The sequence below is a fragment of the Bacillus sp. z14 (2026) genome, assembly GCF_058313575.1.
In genome coordinates, this window is the sequence record NZ_JBZFQK010000001.1 from 14,272 (window position 1) to 32,046 (window position 17,775).

16 protein-coding genes are annotated in these 17,775 nt (G+C 37.0%); 11 read left to right on the forward strand and 5 right to left on the reverse strand.

Annotated elements, in window-relative coordinates; genetic code table 11:
• Positions 1 to 231: 231 nt before the first annotated feature.
• On the reverse strand, positions 232 to 372 hold the full coding sequence (locus AC4G3O_RS00075) for a small acid-soluble spore protein P (protein ID WP_077248027.1): 141 nt from the start codon (positions 370 to 372) through the stop codon (positions 232 to 234).
• A 146-nt stretch (positions 373 to 518) separates the two neighbouring features.
• On the opposite strand from AC4G3O_RS00075, the gene AC4G3O_RS00080 reads away from it, so the two are divergent.
• The 7 genes from AC4G3O_RS00080 (at position 519) to AC4G3O_RS00110 (ending at position 8,004) form a co-directional block, all read left to right on the forward strand.
• Positions 519 to 794 (forward strand): hypothetical protein, encoded by a 276-nt coding sequence (locus AC4G3O_RS00080; RefSeq protein ID WP_066103951.1) that lies wholly within the window; start codon positions 519 to 521, stop codon positions 792 to 794.
• Between the two features lie 229 nt (positions 795 to 1,023).
• Positions 1,024 to 3,753, forward strand: a complete 2,730-nt coding sequence (gene acnA, locus AC4G3O_RS00085) for an aconitate hydratase AcnA (RefSeq protein ID WP_066103949.1) — start codon at positions 1,024 to 1,026, stop codon at positions 3,751 to 3,753.
• A gap of 177 nt (positions 3,754 to 3,930) precedes the next feature.
• Positions 3,931 to 4,425 (forward strand): TlpA family protein disulfide reductase, encoded by a 495-nt coding sequence (locus AC4G3O_RS00090; RefSeq protein WP_066103947.1) that lies wholly within the window; start codon positions 3,931 to 3,933, stop codon positions 4,423 to 4,425.
• Between the two features lie 126 nt (positions 4,426 to 4,551).
• Positions 4,552 to 4,683, forward strand: coding sequence for an FbpB family small basic protein (locus tag AC4G3O_RS00095; protein WP_077248025.1), 132 nt, complete (start codon positions 4,552 to 4,554; stop codon positions 4,681 to 4,683).
• Positions 4,684 to 4,751: 68 nt separating this feature from the next.
• Positions 4,752 to 4,895, forward strand: coding sequence for an acid-soluble spore protein N (locus AC4G3O_RS00100; RefSeq protein ID WP_066103946.1), 144 nt, complete (start codon positions 4,752 to 4,754; stop codon positions 4,893 to 4,895).
• 347 nt (positions 4,896 to 5,242) lie between these two features.
• Positions 5,243 to 7,549 carry an AAA family ATPase gene (locus AC4G3O_RS00105; protein WP_491135620.1) on the forward strand — a complete coding sequence of 769 codons (2,307 nt, stop codon included), beginning with the start codon at positions 5,243 to 5,245 and terminating at the stop codon, positions 7,547 to 7,549.
• Positions 7,550 to 7,584: 35 nt separating this feature from the next.
• The gene (locus AC4G3O_RS00110) at positions 7,585 to 8,004 is read left to right on the forward strand and encodes an acyl-CoA thioesterase (RefSeq protein WP_066103942.1); all 420 of its coding nucleotides are present in this window, start codon (positions 7,585 to 7,587) and stop codon (positions 8,002 to 8,004) included.
• Between the two features lie 46 nt (positions 8,005 to 8,050).
• On the opposite strand, the gene AC4G3O_RS00115 is transcribed toward AC4G3O_RS00110, so the two are convergent.
• From AC4G3O_RS00115 to plsY, 3 genes are all read right to left on the reverse strand, one after another.
• Complete coding sequence (locus tag AC4G3O_RS00115; RefSeq protein WP_139891979.1) at positions 8,051 to 8,341, reverse strand: HesB/YadR/YfhF family protein; 291 nt, start codon at positions 8,339 to 8,341, stop codon at positions 8,051 to 8,053.
• A gap of 334 nt (positions 8,342 to 8,675) precedes the next feature.
• The gene (locus AC4G3O_RS00120) at positions 8,676 to 9,815 is read right to left on the reverse strand and encodes a CapA family protein (RefSeq protein ID WP_491135621.1); all 1,140 of its coding nucleotides are present in this window, start codon (positions 9,813 to 9,815) and stop codon (positions 8,676 to 8,678) included.
• A 308-nt stretch (positions 9,816 to 10,123) separates the two neighbouring features.
• Positions 10,124 to 10,732 (reverse strand): glycerol-3-phosphate 1-O-acyltransferase PlsY, encoded by a 609-nt coding sequence (gene plsY, locus AC4G3O_RS00125; RefSeq protein ID WP_491135622.1) that lies wholly within the window; start codon positions 10,730 to 10,732, stop codon positions 10,124 to 10,126.
• A gap of 171 nt (positions 10,733 to 10,903) precedes the next feature.
• On the opposite strand from plsY, the gene AC4G3O_RS00130 reads away from it, so the two are divergent.
• From AC4G3O_RS00130 to AC4G3O_RS00145, 4 genes are all read left to right on the forward strand, one after another.
• Positions 10,904 to 11,314: a CoA-binding protein gene (locus AC4G3O_RS00130; protein ID WP_148629687.1), complete on the forward strand. Its 411-nt coding sequence runs from the start codon at positions 10,904 to 10,906 to the stop codon at positions 11,312 to 11,314.
• A gap of 337 nt (positions 11,315 to 11,651) precedes the next feature.
• Entirely contained in the window at positions 11,652 to 13,619 is a 1,968-nt protein-coding gene (parE, locus tag AC4G3O_RS00135) for a DNA topoisomerase IV subunit B (protein ID WP_373925479.1), read from the forward strand.
• Complete coding sequence (gene parC, locus AC4G3O_RS00140) at positions 13,613 to 16,048, forward strand: DNA topoisomerase IV subunit A (RefSeq protein ID WP_491135929.1); 2,436 nt, start codon at positions 13,613 to 13,615, stop codon at positions 16,046 to 16,048. The genes parE and parC overlap by 7 nt, the downstream gene beginning before the upstream one ends.
• 147 nt (positions 16,049 to 16,195) lie before the next feature.
• Positions 16,196 to 16,951: a YybI family spore inner coat protein gene (locus AC4G3O_RS00145; protein WP_490553319.1), complete on the forward strand. Its 756-nt coding sequence runs from the start codon at positions 16,196 to 16,198 to the stop codon at positions 16,949 to 16,951.
• A gap of 219 nt (positions 16,952 to 17,170) precedes the next feature.
• Here AC4G3O_RS00145 and AC4G3O_RS00150 read toward each other — a convergent pair whose 3' ends face one another.
• The gene (locus AC4G3O_RS00150; RefSeq protein ID WP_490553317.1) at positions 17,171 to 17,590 is read right to left on the reverse strand and encodes a hypothetical protein; all 420 of its coding nucleotides are present in this window, start codon (positions 17,588 to 17,590) and stop codon (positions 17,171 to 17,173) included.
• Positions 17,591 to 17,775 lie beyond the last annotated feature (185 nt).

The following is a 17,775-nucleotide window of genomic DNA, read 5'->3' on the forward strand; positions in this document are numbered from 1 at the left end:
AAAGTTAATAATAATATTTTTAGTTAAAAGGCGAAAATTTAAAAATATAGAGGATATTAGTAGTTGTATTAGGTCTGCCAGTAGGAAAGGCCATTAAAGATAATACAAAACCTTATAATCAATGTTTCTGTTGAAAGTCTGAGGATCTTTTCCTGAATACTATCTATGAGCGGAATTAAAATGCGAGAGAAAAAAATTCCTCCCGCAGTCTTTTAAGAAAAGATAATGCTGTTACATATCGTGATGAGAATGATTTTTTTGACGTGTATGCTGCCTGTTTTTCACTTTATGAGAACCGCTTAAGGGTGCCGGTTGGCCAGAATGATTTTTATCTTTAGGGCCTTTTTGGTGATTAGCGTTTTTATTCGACATATTCATCCCTCCTACCTATAGTATGAGAGCCTATTAAATGATTATACAGGTATATAATAACGGGTATTTAGAAGCTGATTCACATCATGAATAAGGCAATAAACTTCCGTACATCATAAAAGATATATTGTTAAGGAGGGGTGTACGTGCCTTATCACAAAAATAAAGTTCAAGCCTTTCAATCCGCTCAAAATGGCGTCAGAAGAGCGGTGGATGCACATGAAAATCTTGAATCTATGCAGCATGATCCTCAATTTGGCCATGAAGTGGGACATTTGTGGGAAGAAATTAATGAGGCGTATCAGCAGGTTGAAAATGCTTATGAAGTGGCAAGTGAACATCAAAAGGACCAACTGGATGATTATAGAAATACATTAGACAAAATGGTTTCAGATTTAGACAAATTTGAAAAATATCGATAAGGTACCGGCCAGCTAATATTACTTTGCTGGCCGGCTTTTATTTTATCAGGAAAATAATTACCAATAAGCAGAACTTATGACAGGTAATAAATTACTTATATTTTACTTTATGGAAAGGTTATATTAATATTAAATTGTTAGAATATTAGGATTGAATGAAAAGTGTTTTACTTTTCTACAATTTATTACTATATTCTGTAATATCTTTTACCTAGAGGGGGTAATTTGATTGGGGAAAAATGATGTGTTCGATTCACGGAGATTTTTTGAAATCGACGGTAAACGCTATCATTACTACAATTTGAATGTATTGGAAGAAGCAGGAGTTGGAGAAGTTTCCAAATTGCCTTATTCCATTAAAGTTTTACTGGAGAGCGTTTTGCGTCAACAGGATGGGAGAGCTATTAAAAAGGAACATGTGGAAAACCTTGCTAAATGGGGAACAGAGGAAATGTCAATCGATATTGATGTACCTTTTAAACCTTCCCGTGTAATATTGCAGGATTTCACAGGTGTACCGACTGTAGTCGATTTGGCTTCATTACGTAAAGCCATGGCTGATATCGGAGGAGATCCGGGTAAAATTAACCCTGAAATCCCGGTTGATCTTGTTATCGACCATTCAGTTCAGGTTGATAAATATGGAACTGCAGATGCGTTGCAGATTAATATGGATTTAGAATTTGAAAGAAATGCGGAACGTTACCAATTCCTAAGCTGGGCACAAAAAGCATTTGATAATTACCGTGCGGTTCCACCAGATACAGGGATTGTTCACCAAGTGAACCTTGAGTATTTGGCTAATGTTGTACATTCAGTAGAAATGCCGGATGGCGATTATATGACATTCCCAGATTCTTTAGTGGGAACTGATTCACATACTACCATGATAAATGGTCTGGGTGTATTAGGATGGGGTGTAGGCGGAATTGAAGCGGAAGCTGGAATGCTTGGCCAACCTTCTTATTTCCCAGTACCTGAAGTTATCGGTGTACGGTTTATTAATTCCTTGCCAAACGGAACAATGGCTACAGATTTGGCGTTAAAAGTTACTGAAATACTGCGTAAAAGTGGTGTGGTTAATAAATTTGTAGAATTTTTCGGCCCTGGGATGAGCGCTCTTTCACTTTCAGATCGTGCGACCATCGCAAATATGGCACCGGAATATGGCGCTACTTGCGGTTTCTTCCCAATTGACGAAGAATCTCTTACTTATATGCGTTTGACTGGACGTACAGAAGAGCATATCGCAATTGTTGAGCAATATTGTAAAGAAAACGGTTTGTTCTACTATAAAAACAGTGATGAACCAAGATATACAAAAATTATTGAGATTGACCTTTCAGAAATTGAGGCTAATCTATCCGGTCCAAAACGTCCGCAGGATTTGATTCCTTTATCTAATATGAAATCTGCCTTCAATCAAGCTTTAACAGCTCCGGTTGGAAATGCAGGATTCGGTCTTAGTCAAGATGAAATTAATAAAAAAATCACTGTTCAGCTGAATGATGGCCGTCAGGCGCCGATGAAAACAGGTGATATTGCCATTGCTGCCATTACAAGCTGTACGAATACCTCTAACCCATATGTTATGCTGGGTGCTGGACTAGTTGCTAAGAAGGCTGTGGAATTAGGATTACAGGTTCCACATCACGTAAAAACATCATTAGCTCCGGGATCAAAAGTCGTTACAGGCTATTTGCGTGATTCTGGTCTGGGAACATACCTTGATAAACTTGGTTTCAATGTTGTTGGGTATGGCTGTGCTACATGTATAGGGAACTCCGGTCCATTAATGGAAGAGATTGAAGCAGCTGTTTCTGAATCAGATTTACTTGTTACTTCTGTCTTATCCGGTAACCGTAACTTTGAAGGACGTATTCATCCGTTAGTAAAAGCAAACTATTTGGCATCACCGCCATTGGTTGTCGCATATGCCTTAGCAGGTACAGTGGATATCGATCTTGAGAATGATCCAATTGGAAAAGGTAAAGATGGAAAAGATATTTATTTCAAAGATATCTGGCCATCCAGTGAAGAGGTTAATAAACTTGTACAGGATACCGTAACATCTAATCTCTTCCTTAAAGAGTATGAGCATGTATTCGATGACAATGCAAGATGGAATGAAATCCAAACCAGCAACGAACCTTTATATAATTGGGATTTTGATTCAACTTATATTCAAAACCCACCTTATTTTGTAAATATGGATCCTAACCCAACAGAAGTAAAACCGCTTGACGGACTGCGCGTTGTCGGATTATTTGGAGATTCAGTTACAACAGACCATATATCTCCGGCTGGATCTATCGGCAAAGATACACCAGCAGGTAAATACTTGCGTGAAAAAGGAGTTGCTATCCGTGACTTTAACTCATACGGTTCTCGTCGTGGAAACCATGAAGTTATGATGCGCGGTACTTTCGCTAATATCCGAATCCGTAATCAGATTGCTCCAGGCACTGAAGGTGGATATACAACGTATTGGCCAACTGGTGAAGTGATGTCTATCTATGATGCATGTATGGAATATAAAAAAGATGATACTGGCTTGATCGTATTGGCTGGGAAAGATTACGGAATGGGAAGCTCCCGTGACTGGGCTGCCAAAGGTACCAACCTACTTGGAATTAAAACGGTCATTGCGGAAAGCTTTGAAAGAATTCACCGTTCCAACCTTGTATTAATGGGTGTACTTCCGCTTCAATTCAAAGAAGGCGAAAGCGCTAAAACACTTGGTTTAACTGGAAAAGAGAGAATCTTTGTTCCAGTTAATGAAAATGTTAAACCACGTGACATCATCGAGGTAACTGCAGTTGGAGAGGACGGAACAGAGAAGAAATTTGATGTTTTAGTTCGTTTTGATTCTGATGTGGAAATCGATTATTATCGTCATGGCGGTATCTTACCAATGGTTTTACGAGGAAAATTACAAGAAGCATCATCTACTAAGTAACGATAAAAAACTGACTTCGGTCAGTTTTTTATTTTTGTTTAGAATAACTAATTGTAAATATGAAGATCAGAATTCTGTAAATCTTATCAGGATGAGATTTTCACGCTTTCGTAAAATTGGAAATACTGATACAATTTCAGGTGGGGAATATACTATTTGTGGCTGGGGGAGTTTAGTGTGAAAAAAATCATCGGGTCACTTTTATTGCTGATACTGATTGGAGTAGCATTTTATCAAGTGTTGAATCAGCCTGATACACCTGTCAAGGCTGATGAGGGCAAAGAAGCAGTCGACTTTACATTAAAAGATCCAGATGGAAAGGAAATTACACTATCTGATTATAAGGGGAAAAAGGTGTTGTTAAACTTTTGGGCAACCTGGTGCAATCCGTGTAAAAAAGAGATGCCTGATATGGAAAAAATTAAACAATCTCATCCTGATGTAGTTGTTTTAGCCGTAAATATAGATTCTGATCAGGATATAAAAGGATTTATGAGTGATTTAAAACTTACGTTTCGGACTGTATTGGATGTAGATGGTGAAGTGAACAAAAAATATAAGGTTGTGTCCATTCCAACTTCATTCTTCATTAATGAAGAGGGAGTTATTGATAAAAAGGTTGTAGGGTTAATGGAATATAAACAAATGGAAGAGCATATCGCAAACATGTAAGCAGCCTTGAAGGCTGTTTTTTCATATTTTAAAGACTAATTAGTTATCGTTATTTTCTAAAAATGTTATAAATACAGAAAAAGTAGGCAATGATATTATAAAATAAAGTATGGATGGTGGTTGACGATGAAAAAGCGTAAGCGGATGTCTTTAGCAGATTTAATACTGGAAAATAAAAAACAAATTATAATGGATAAACATGCAATGGAAGTTCTAGAAGATCGAATCGATAAAAGAATGATGGAACGAGCGGAGTAATATCCAATATCTACACCTTATAAGTCATGCGTAAGTAAGCATGATAAGAAAGAAGGGGTGAAGATAAAATGGGAAATCCGAAGAAAAATTCCAAGTCATTTGTACCAAATCACATTGGAACTCAACCTAGAGCTGCCGGTGGAAATAAAGGCAAACAGATGCAAGATACATCCGGAAAGCATCCAGACGTGATTCAAACAAAAGGTGAATAGCTGAATAATTTAATCTCAAATCTGCCTGAATCCTAATGGAGACAGGCAGATTTTTTAGTTGGTTAGAATCCAGGAAATTTACTTCGCGTTCATTAATGAATTAAAAAAACTATGTTCCAAATCTTCATGCTGGATTTTAAAACCAAACCCAAGTATTCAAGAAAAATAACCCGTGAAAAGATGGTCAAATAAAGCAGCCTTTACGACTATAAGACAGAACTTCTGAATAAGAGAATGTTTAATTTCAATAGTTGATTGGTAAATCGTACTTTAAGCTAAAATGATTAATTCGGAACGTGTTGTATGATAGGATGGAGACATCGACTTAAAAAAGGATGAAGCAGTAGATGGAATTATCAATAACCAATTATAAAGTGATGATTGACGAGTGGGAGAGAACGTTGATTAAAGAAGGTTCGCTGCCAACGAAAGCAGAACTCCTTGGCGCACTTCGATTTATATGTAAAAGCCAGGGTGAGTGGGGGATATCGGCAGATTTAGAAGGAAAGCTGTTATATTTATTAGCCCTGGAAAGAAGTAAGCAAGAGGAACAAGATGATTTATATTATCTATTATTAGATGAAGCAAACCGATTATTGGATAATCGCTCTGAAATACAACGATTGCTGGAAACCAAACAGCTCAGTCGGTTTAATGACTTATATACCGGCTTTTCTACTCCTACTTTACGTGAAACGGATAATAGAACGGCAAAACGTAACACGGTAGGGCAGATTATGAATGAAACAAGCAATTACATAAACCGAACAACTGAAGCATTAAAGCAAATCAATCAACTGGCAGAAACCGACTTAATCTTTACTGCTAAAAAATACTTAAATGATATATTTGACGGTATGCAAAAGGTACTCTCTACGGCAAAAGAGTATGAAGAAACATTAAGTGGGAATTTTCATACCGCAATTGTTTATCAGGAGTTAAAATCCTCGTTAAATCTGCTGAATAGCCATATTCATCAATTTAACGAGTTTATATCACAGCATGAAATTGTTGATGCAAAGGATCATGCCAGTGCCTTAGCAGAGTTGAACGAAATGGTTGGGCTGATTGAAATAAAAAAACGGGTTAACCAGCTTTATCAATTTTTGAAGTATCAAAAACACCGTGAATTAATGGGATTTAATAATACAGGTGATATTAGCCTAAACATGATTTTAACGGGTAATCCGGGAACTGGTAAGACTACCTTGGCCAGATTATTAGGGAAAATCTATTATGAATTAGGGATATTGCCAAAAGAAAAAATTGTAGAGGTTGATCGTTCTAAATTGGTTGGAGCTTATGTTGGACAAACAGAAGAAAACGTTCGTAAAGCTGTGGAAGAGGCAGTAGGAGGCGTCCTTTTTATTGACGAGGCATACAGCTTAAAAAGAGAGGGCCAACAAGGAACAGATTACGGGCAGACAGTGATAGATACGCTTATATCTCTTATGGATAGTGCAGAGTATTCTGGAAGGTTCGCTGTTATTTTAGCAGGATATCCTGAGGAAATGAGACAGTTTCTGGATAGCAATCCTGGTTTGCGCAGTCGTTTCCCGAATTTTAATTATATGGAGTTACCAGACTATTCATTGGATGAAATGATTGAAATTGCGATTCAAACGGCAGAAAAAAATCATTATTTTATCGCTCCTGATGCGATTCCTTCTTTAAAAAAACGAATTGAATATGAGATGGTTGATCAAACTTTCGGTAATGCCAGAACAGTTAAATCAATTGTTATGGATGCAATCTTCCATAAAGGTTCTACAGGTGAACAGCAAGCCAATGAAAGCTTTTTAAATTATCTTCTTCTGCAAGAAGAGGACTTTTCTTCTCAGTTTCCTGTATTCACTGGAAATCCCCAGGCAGAACTAAAGAATCTTGTTGGTTTGGATATGATTAAAGAGGAAATTCATAAACTTTCAGCATTTGTAAAGATACAGCAATCCAGGAGACAGGCTGGAGTAAAAACGGTACCTGTCCAGCTTCATGCGGTTTTTACCGGGAATCCTGGAACTGGTAAAACAACAGTTGCAAAGCTGTACTCGGAAATACTGCGAGATTGTGGACTGTTGAAGAGAGGTCATCTAGTTGTAGCTAGCCGTGCTGATTTTGTAGCTGGCTATGTCGGGCAGACAGCCATTAAAACGAAAAAGAAGGTTCAGGATGCATTGGGCGGTGTATTATTTATTGACGAAGCTTACTCCTTACTAAGCTCTTCCAATTCAGATTATGGAAAAGAAGTTGTGAATACTTTAGTGGATGAGATGACCAAACATAATGAAAACCTTGTCATCATCTTGGCAGGATATCCTGATGAGATGAAGGCGTTGCTGTCCAGTAATCCAGGATTTTCATCCAGGTTCAAAAAGTTCATGCATTTTCCGGATTATAGCACAGAGGAATTGATGCAAATTATTGAAAATTATGCTCGTAAATATCAGTATATATTGGACCAAGCGGCAAAAGATTACTTAGTTGAAAAGTTGAACCTAATTGAGATTGATGGGAATGGACGATTTGCTATTAATTTGGTTGACAATGCGATACAGGTACAGGCGGTTCGATTAATCGAGCAGACGGGAGAGGATCTGGCTGCGGTCGATTACTCTACTCTGACAAAGACTGATTTTCAAGATGTGTTAGAATAGAAAAAGGACTATTGTAGAATAGGAGTGTAGAGGGAATGTTTGTTTCAAAAAAAGAAATCCAATTATTTTACGCAGATACTGATATGATGGGTGTTATGTATCATGCAAACTATCTTAAATGGTTTGAGCTGGGCAGAACAGCCCTTATTGAGGATTTGGGCTATAAATATACGGATATGGAGGAAGCAGGCTATTATGCACCTGTTTACGATATTCATGTAACCTATAAAACACCATTACGATATGGTGATCAGGCCTATGTACATACTTGGGTAGAAGAAAATAATGGAATAAAAACACTGTATGGATATGAAATCCGGAATCAGCATGATCAAATTTGCGCAACTGGAACAACTACGCATATTGTAGTAAAAAAAGATAATTTCAGACCGATTCAGTTTAAAAAAGCATTTCCGGAATGGAATGCAAAATACGAAGAAATCAAACGAAAATAGATAAAGAGAATCCCCTGTGTCAGTGGTACACAGGGGATTTCTGTTCTTATTTGCTATAGGAGAACGTGGGCTCAGCCTTCTGTTCGTCAAAGGTTATATTGAGGTTATTTCCGTCAAAATACCATATATCATCCTCATTAATAAAATAGGTGATTCCATTCTTTAATAAGGTAACAGTGGCTTGTTTTCCTTCCTCTTTGCTGATTCCCAAAGAAAAGCCTGATTGTATAGGGCTATAGCCTCCATAACGGGGAAAGAACCGAAGGCAGTCGCCTTTTTCAAGTTCCAATTCTGCTTTATACCATGCAGCTGATTGCTCATCGATTGTAATTTCCATGTTTGAATCCTCCTGATATGTTTATTGGCAGATAAAGGTGAGCTATCTAACTACTGAATACTACCATTATGACATAATTTTAATAAGATAACGATTGGTAACACTCAGTAAACAAAAGGGTGTATCACTAGAGTGGTTTAAACTGTTTCAATTCCCACTTTTTATTCGGCGGAAAATTCATCTCTGATAAAGACTCAGTTGCTGTTAGATTATCATTATAATACTCTATAGCCCTTATCCATCTCTTTTAATCTTTTTCTCTCCTAAACTTGAAAAAGAAAAACTGTCCCAATGCAAATTAAGCAAATTTGGAACAGCTCGTTAGTTTAAATTCTTATTTTATGGATGGATGGCTAAGCATAAAATCAGTCAATTTTTCTTTATCGATCTTTTCCTGTCCAAATACATCTTCACTTCCAAACGTATTTATTCTGTAGTCACGGTCGTTTTGATTAGTTACATAGGTTGGAGAGAAGTTTACGTTAGTTACTTCGGTCTCAGTTCCCTTAGCTGACCATTCTTTACGAACGCTAATGGTAACCATACCGCCAATATCTTTATAGTTATTTTTTTGGGCGGAAATGAAGTTTCCTAATGAATAGACAACTAATGTTTTTTTCTGATTGGATTCTATCCATTCAATTGGTTGGAGGACATGCGGATGATGCCCAATAATAATATCTGCACCTGCATTAGACATTAATTTTGCCATTTTTCTTTGTTCATCAGATGGGTTTCTTTGATATTCCAGTCCCCAATGAGCATTAATGAGTATAAGATCCACTTTATCGCGTAAATCCTTGATATCTTGTGAGACTTTTTTACCATCTAAGTAATTGACTAAATAATCTTTTCCATCCGGAATAGGAATCCCATTCGTTCCATATGTGTAAGAGAGAAAGCCGATGTTAATACCATTTACGTTCATGATGCGGTCTTGTTTGGCATCCTCTTCATTCTTATGAATTCCTACGTAAGGCATATCAATTTTATTGTAATACTCGATTGCACGCAGAATACCTTTTTCACCTTTATCGAGGGAATGGTTATTTGCTAAGGTTACGAGGTCTATTCCAACGTCTTTTAAGGTGTCCGATATTTCATAAGGTGAATTAAATGTCGGATACCCCGATAACCCCAAGTCACTTCCGGCTGCAATAGATTCCTGATTGGCAATCGTAAAATCTGGGTTGCTTAGCATGTCTTTTACAGGTGCGAACATATCTGAGAAATCATAACCAGAACCAGTATCTGCATCTTCATATACCTTATCATGCAAAAGTATATCTCCGATGGCTCCAATTTCAGCAGTAGAATGGTAGTTACGTTCAGATAAGAAAACTTCCCTATTATGGGTTAAAGCTACGTTTTTTTCTTCATAATTATTGAAAATCTCCTGAGTGTATAGATATATAAGTATACCTATAGCTGCGGTAATGATTAAAAATGATAGGAGGGCTATTTTTTTCTTCATTCTTCACCTGCTTAGTAAATTTTTCTAAATATGAGTACATATTTTTAATATATTCCTACATGTATATTGACACTTTTTAGATTAAAATGCAAAATAAGGTATTTTTATGGTTTCATATGACTGATAATTTTATACTAAATTATCCGATTGTTTAATCCTATTAGGTAATCAGTCGATAGAGGTCGAGCTTTGTTGTTTGAATATGAGATGAAGACTTCGGAAGAGAATATTGCTTTTGTATTCTTTTTAGCAAAAATAAAAAAGACTGTTTTTGGACCACTAATCGTGATTCCAAAAACAGTCTTATATCATCGTTTAAACAAATTAACCTTAGGTTCTGTTTTATTAATAATACGTTTGATATTAGCGCGATGGCGATAGAAGATAAATCCTGCCAGGAAGATAATTAGGATTAACATGGAAGGATCTCCGCTAAACATGGCATAAATAAGTGCCACAACTGCAATCAACATAGAAGATAAGGACACGATTTTAGTTAGGTATAAGAATACAAAAAAGCATGCAACTAGAATCACAAATAAAAGTGGATCGTATCCGAGCAAAATACCTCCGGATGTAGCTACAGCTTTACCGCCTCTGAATCCGGCAAATATAGGGTACATATGGCCAATAACTGCCAATAAGCCACATATCAACGGAATAGCAATCCAACTTGGCCATTGGTCAGCTTGTATATTAAATATGTATGGCAATAAGGTGGCCATAGTACCTTTTAAGATATCTATAGTTGTAACGATAATTCCGGCTTTTTTCCCAAGTGTCCGGAATGTATTGGTTCCTCCTAAGTTTCCACTGCCATGCTCACGTATATCAGTGTTATAAAAAACTTTTCCTATAATTAAGCCTGAAGGTATTGAACCTAGCAGATAGGCCAATATAAACAAAAAATATAACATATAAACAGTTCCTTTCTTACACTACTGGTTAATATATTTTAACATGTACCTGCAAAAAGAAAATAAAAAAATTATTTTTATTAACTTCCCTATTCTGCGCTGACCGTTTATTCTATAATAGCCTATGGGTATACATAAGGATAAATTTTATTATTGAAAGGGGCTATATTCATGATAGAAAATCCAAGCAGAGATGAAATTGGTCTCCTCTTAAAAAAAGCGAAACGAATAGCTGTCGTTGGTCTTTCTGATAATCCGGAACGGACATCTTACATGGTATCTAAGGCCATGCAGGATAATGGATATGAAATTATCCCGGTCAATCCTACAGTGGATAGTGTTTTGGGTGTAAAGGCGGTTGCGACATTGAAGGATATTGAGGGGCATGTGGATATTGTCAATGTTTTTCGCCGATCTGAATATGTGATGGATCTGGCTAAGGAATTTTTGGAAATCGACGCCGATATATTTTGGACACAGCTGGGAGTTATTGATGAAGAGGCCTTCCAAATGCTAAAGGACAAGGATTACACCGTCATTATGGACCGTTGCATAAAAGTGGAGCATGCATTAACTAAATAATAAAAAATGGCCACCAATTGCTCGTAAATAGCTCATTGGTGGTTTTATAATGTTGTAGGTAATAAAAACTAATAGTTGTAAAAACACCGAAGATGATACCATAATTAAGATACAGGGACTTATTTTATTTGTTTTTTACAGGGACTGGAAGCCGGGATGTCTCGTATACATAACCTTTATCTAAACTTTATTTGCGAAACGAAAAATAATCTGTAAAAATAGAGCAATAGAGCTTTAGTGTGCTGTTTATACTATCAAGAACATTTGTTCTTGTTTAAGAATATGTATATAATAGAAGTTGTAACGTAAAGAGAGGGGTACATAAGTGGCAAAAAATATAAAACCTATTGACTATAACGAAGATGCCATCCAGGTACTTGAAGGATTAGAAGCTGTCCGTAAACGACCGGGAATGTATATCGGAAGCACAGACACACGAGGCCTGCATCATCTCGTTTATGAAATCGTTGATAACTCCGTGGACGAAGTATTGGCCGGACATGGGGACGAAATTATTGTAAAAATTCATAAAGATAATAGCATCAGTGTAATGGATAAAGGTAGAGGGATGCCTACTGGAATGCATAAAATGGGTAAACCGACTCCGGAGGTTATTCTAACCATCCTTCATGCAGGAGGAAAATTTGGTCAGGGTGGCTATAAGACGAGCGGTGGTTTACATGGGGTTGGTGCATCGGTCGTAAATGCTTTATCAGAATGGCTTGTTGTTACCATTAAGCGTGATGGTTTTATTTATGAACAGCGTTTTGAAAATGGCGGAAAACCTGTAACGACTTTAGAGAAAATTGGTAAAACCAACCAAACTGGAACAACCATTCATTTTAAACCGGATGAGAGTATTTTCTCTACCATTGTTTACAATCGTGAAACCTTAAGTGAACGCTTACGCGAATCTGCCTTTTTATTAAAAGGTTTAAAAATTGAATTACATGACTTACGTACGGATGAAAAAGATGTTTATTATTATGAGAATGGGATTGAGGCATTTGTTTCTTACCTAAATGAAGAAAAAGATACATTGCATCCTGTTGTAAGCTTTGAGGGGACTCATTCTGATATTGAGGTTGATTTTGCTTTTCAATTTAATGATGGATATTCGGAAAATATTTTATCATTCGTCAATAATGTCAGAACAAAAGATGGCGGAACTCATGAAGTAGGAATGAAAACTGCTGTTACACGTGCCTTTAATGAGTATGCACGTAAATCCGGTTTGCTGAAAGAAAAGGACAAAAACCTGGATGGTTCAGATATCCGCGAAGGATTGGCTGCTATCATTTCTGTAAGAATTCCAGAAGAATTATTACAATTTGAAGGACAGACAAAAAGTAAACTTGGTACCAGTGATGCCCGTTCTGCGGTAGATTCTGTTATATCTGAAAAATTATCTTATTATTTAATGGAAAATGCCGATATTGCGACATCCTTGGTCCGTAAGTCGATTAAAGCGGCTCAGGCCAGAGAAGCAGCCCGAAAAGCAAGAGAAGATGCACGCAGCGGTAAAAAACGCAAGAAATCGGAAGCGTTGCTTTCAGGAAAACTTACACCGGCGCAGTCCCGCAATCCATTGAAGAATGAACTATACCTCGTCGAAGGAGATTCTGCCGGAGGGTCTGCCAAACAAGGGCGTGATCGAAGGTTCCAGGCTGTTTTGCCTTTACGCGGTAAAGTTATTAATACAGAAAAAGCTAAGCTTGAAGATATTTTTAAAAATGAAGAAATAAACACAATTATTCATGCTGTCGGTGGTGGAGTAGGATCCGATTTCTCCATCGAGGATATCAATTATGATAAAGTCGTCATTATGACCGATGCTGATACGGATGGCGCCCATATCCAAGTATTATTGCTTACCTTCTTTTATCGTTATATGAAACCATTAATTGAACATGGTAAAGTATTCATCGCCTTACCTCCTTTATATAAAGTTAGTAAAGGAAGCGGTAAAAGAGAAGTTATAGAATATGCTTGGGATGATGATGAATTAGAAGGTACCATTAAAAAGGTTGGAAAAGGATACATGCTTCAGCGATACAAAGGTCTTGGAGAGATGAACGCAGACCAGCTATGGGAGACGACTATGGATCCAGAACAACGTACCTTGATCCGTGTATGCATTGATGATGCGGCACGGGCAGAGAGACGGATTACCACATTAATGGGTGATAAAGTAGAACCAAGGCGTAAGTGGATTGAAGCCAATGTTGCTTTTGGTTTAGAAGAAGATGGAAATATTTTAGAAAATGAGAACTTAACGGTTGCTGGTGAGGAGGAAGTATTATGACAGCAGAGAAATACCGCGATCTCCCTCTTGAGGATGTGATTGGCGACCGCTTCGGCCGATACAGTAAATATATTATTCAAGACAGGGCATTACCGGACGCACGAGATGGATTAAAGCCGGTTCAACGAAGAATCCTTTATGCCATGCATTCGGATGGTAATACCAATGACAAACCATATAGAAAGTCAGCCAAGACAGTCGGTCTGGTCATCGGTAACTTCCATCCTCACGGTGACTCATCTGTTTATGAAGCCATGGTCAGAATGAGCCAGGACTGGAAGCTTCGCCGTGAATTAATTCAGATGCATGGGAATAACGGAAGTATTGATGGGGATCCTCCGGCAGCCATGCGTTATACGGAGGCACGTTTATCCTCTATTGCAGGCCAGCTTTTACGAGATATCGAGAAGAAAACAGTCGATTTTGTACCAAACTTTGATGATACAGCTGAAGAGCCGATTGTGCTGCCGGCTAAATTTCCAAATTTGCTTGTAAATGGTTCAACTGGAATCTCAGCTGGTTACGCCACTGAGATTCCGCCACATAATCTTGGAGAGATTGTTGATGCTACCATCATGAGAATCGATAATCCGGATTGTACAGTTGATGAGCTAATGACTGCTGTAAAAGGACCTGATTTCCCTACAGGTGGGATCATTCAAGGGGCAGATGGAATTAAAAAGGCGTACGAAACAGGTAAAGGCAAAATTGTCATTCGAAGTAAAACGGCGATTGAGTCTTTACGCGGTGGCAGACAGCAAATTACGATAACTGAGCTTCCCTTTGATGTAAACAAAGCTAATCTTGTTAAAAAAATTGATGAATTGCGCCTTGATCGTAAACTTGAGGGTATCTCTGAAGTAAGAGATGAGACCGACCGTACAGGTTTACGGATTGTCATTGAGTTAAAAAAAGAAGTAGACTCTAATGTTATTCTTCAATATTTATTTAAAAATACAGATTTGCAAATTACATATAATTTCAATATGGTTGCCATTCATAAGAAACGTCCGCAGCTTATGGGCATAAAAGCAATGCTGGATGCCTATATTGATCATCGCCGTGAAGTGATAACAAGGCGCTCTGAATTTGATTTGGCAAAAGCTCGTGATCGTCAGCATATTGTTGAGGGACTTATCAAAATGATTTCCATTCTTGATAAAGTAATCGCAACAATCCGTGCGTCTCTGGATAAAAAAGATGCAAAAGAAAACCTAATAAAGGAATATACATTTACAGAGGCACAAGCAGAAGCGATTGTTTCCCTTCAGCTCTACCGATTAACGAATACGGATATTACGGCATTGGAAAACGAAGCTGAAGAACTACGTAAAAAAATTGAAGAGCTGACAACTATCCTTGGCAGTGACAAGAAGTTAATGGCAGTTATTAAAAAAGAACTAAAAGAAGTTAAAAAGGATTTTTCAGATTCACGTAGATCTCTAATAGAAGCTGAAATTCAAGACATTAAGATTAATCTTGAAGTTCTGATTCCAAGCGAAGATGTTATTGTTACGGTCACAAAAGAAGGGTATATAAAACGGACAAGCTTACGATCTTATACTGCTTCAGGCGGCCAGGATTATGGAATGAAGGAAGGAGATAGGCTCCTTCATAAGCTGGATATGAATACAACCGATACCTTGTTGTTATTTACAGATAAAGGTAGTTATATTTACTGTCCGGTTCACTTACTTCCTGATATCAGATGGAAGGATACTGGTCAGCATATCAGTAATATCGTACCGCTTGATAAGAATCAGAATCTATTAAAGGCTATTCCAGTTTCTGATTTTGAAAAAGGATCGTTTTTATTATTTGTTACGAAAAATGGATTAGTTAAGAAGTCTGAACTTGCACTATATAAGGCAACGAGATATTCAAAACCTTTAACAGCTATTAATCTTAAGGGAGATGATCAGGTTGTGGATATCCATCAAACAGATGGAAATCAAAACATCTTCCTGGCTACTTCTATTGGGTATGGATTGATGTTCCCTGAAAGTGAAATTCCAACTGTGGGAGCACGTGCTGCCGGTGTTAAAGGCATAAATCTCAAGGACGATGATTATATAGTTGCAGGTAAAGTTTTTGCTGAAACTGATTCATCTATGATAGCGTTGATCACACAGAGGGGCGCTATTAAGAAAATGAAACGAAGCGAGTTTGAAATGACTTCCCGTGCAAAACGAGGAGTTGTTATGTTGAGAGAGTTGAAGAAAAACCCACATCGAGTAGTAGGAATAGAATTTGTAAACGATGTTGATACTATTGTGATTTTGTCGGAAAAAGGCATGATAGAAGAAGTTGCATCCTTCCAATTACGACCTAGTGATCGCTATTCAAATGGTTCGTTCTTTATGGATGAAGGAGAAAATGGACCAATCGTTGAAACATGGGTTAAGACTCCCGAAGTTTCAAATTCATAGCTTTAATGAATTTCTATCCAAAAAGCTGTAAACAGGATCATCTGTTTACGGCTTTTTTTCTTTGATTTTCATCAGTTATATGCATAATTAAGTTAAATTCCAGGCAATCTATAATGAATAATCCTATACCTGGGAGTTGATGAGTATATGATGAAATGGATTAATCATTTTATAATTTTTTCGATAGTTGGGTGTTTGCTTCTGCCAGTATCCATAGATGCTGCAAAAAAAGATGCAAAGAGCCAGGAAGTTGAACTTGGATCTTATAAAGTGGATGTGACAGGAGACGGGAAGAAGGATCAAGTATATTTATATGGTAATCCTTTTGATCAGGAGACAAAGTATTACAAGGAATTCAAGTTGGTAGTAAAAACAAAAAAGGGAACTAAAAAGGAAACGATTCAAGGAGGGTTTAAGCCTGCCGTTAAGTTTCTCGATCTTAATGACGACAGTACATTGGAAGTTCTGATGGAGATTCCAACAGGGGGTAGCGGAGGAGTTAATGATTATTATGCCTTTTGCATCTATAATAATAAAATTGAACTGATTGAGCTCCCCGAAACATTAAATATCAACGGAGCATTCAAAAATAATTATCAAGCCACTGTAATGGTACCAGAAATGAATAAATCCTACTTAATTGATTTAAAAGATCATAAAAAGAAGTATGATAAACTCGGGGTTTATCGAAAAGGGAAATTAAGTGAACCATCTGAAACATTAGTAAGTGAATACAAATCCTTAAAGGTAAAAGACATTGATAAAGATGGTCATAAGGAATTGATAGGCATTCAGCAAATTTCCGGCGCATCCGTGGTTGATCGAATCGCTGAGGTTCAATCAAGCTGGGTATATAAAGGAGAACAATGGGTGCTAAAGGATGTTCAAGTGGTGCCAAATTAAAACCTTATCCCACAATCTACGATTCCCTTTTGAATTTAATGAGTGAGCGTGTTTAACAGCATTTATATTTCAATGAAAAAAGTCTCCTTGTCGGTAAGGATTGCGTATCGTTTTCGACTAAGGAGGCTCTTTTTATTGCGGAAATTGCTAATATAAATTAAATTGCCTTTTTATACCGCTGACAACCAGTTTTAGGATATAACATCTCCAGCTAGCATTTTATGAATTCATGACAGTAAAACAAGCTACAACAGCTATGGTAGGTATGGCTAATACTAAAGTGACACCCATCATGGTGAGAGTCTTTACTGCTGATTTTAAGTCCACTGGGGTATTCGAATCATTCGTTATTTCAGAGGATGTACCATAGATGGAGATTATATTTAGAATGGTAACTGCACCTACTATAATAAGGGGAAAAATAACGTCAGAATTTGAAGAGGATAGGTTAATAAAGCCAAAAATGATTAAAATAATGGGAATTGCCTCTACAACAGCTACTTTGATAAACATCTTAGTTTGAATGTTTTCTTTTCTTTCTGGGCCATTGACCAATTCCCTGATTGCTGTTCGTACAGCCCAGCTAATTCCAAATGTTGCGATAACAGCAGCTAAAACAAAATAATAAAGAGCTTCCATCAGTAGTACCACCTCAATCAAATATTTTAAAAATAGTCCTATATAAAAAAATTATTCTATTAATAGGATATCACTATTGGATATATTTGTAATGCGATAATCGTTATTGCGAGGCAAAATTATTACCTAGCTATTATTTTATATAATGTATTACAATCTATATAAAAAGTAATTAAAATAGTAGA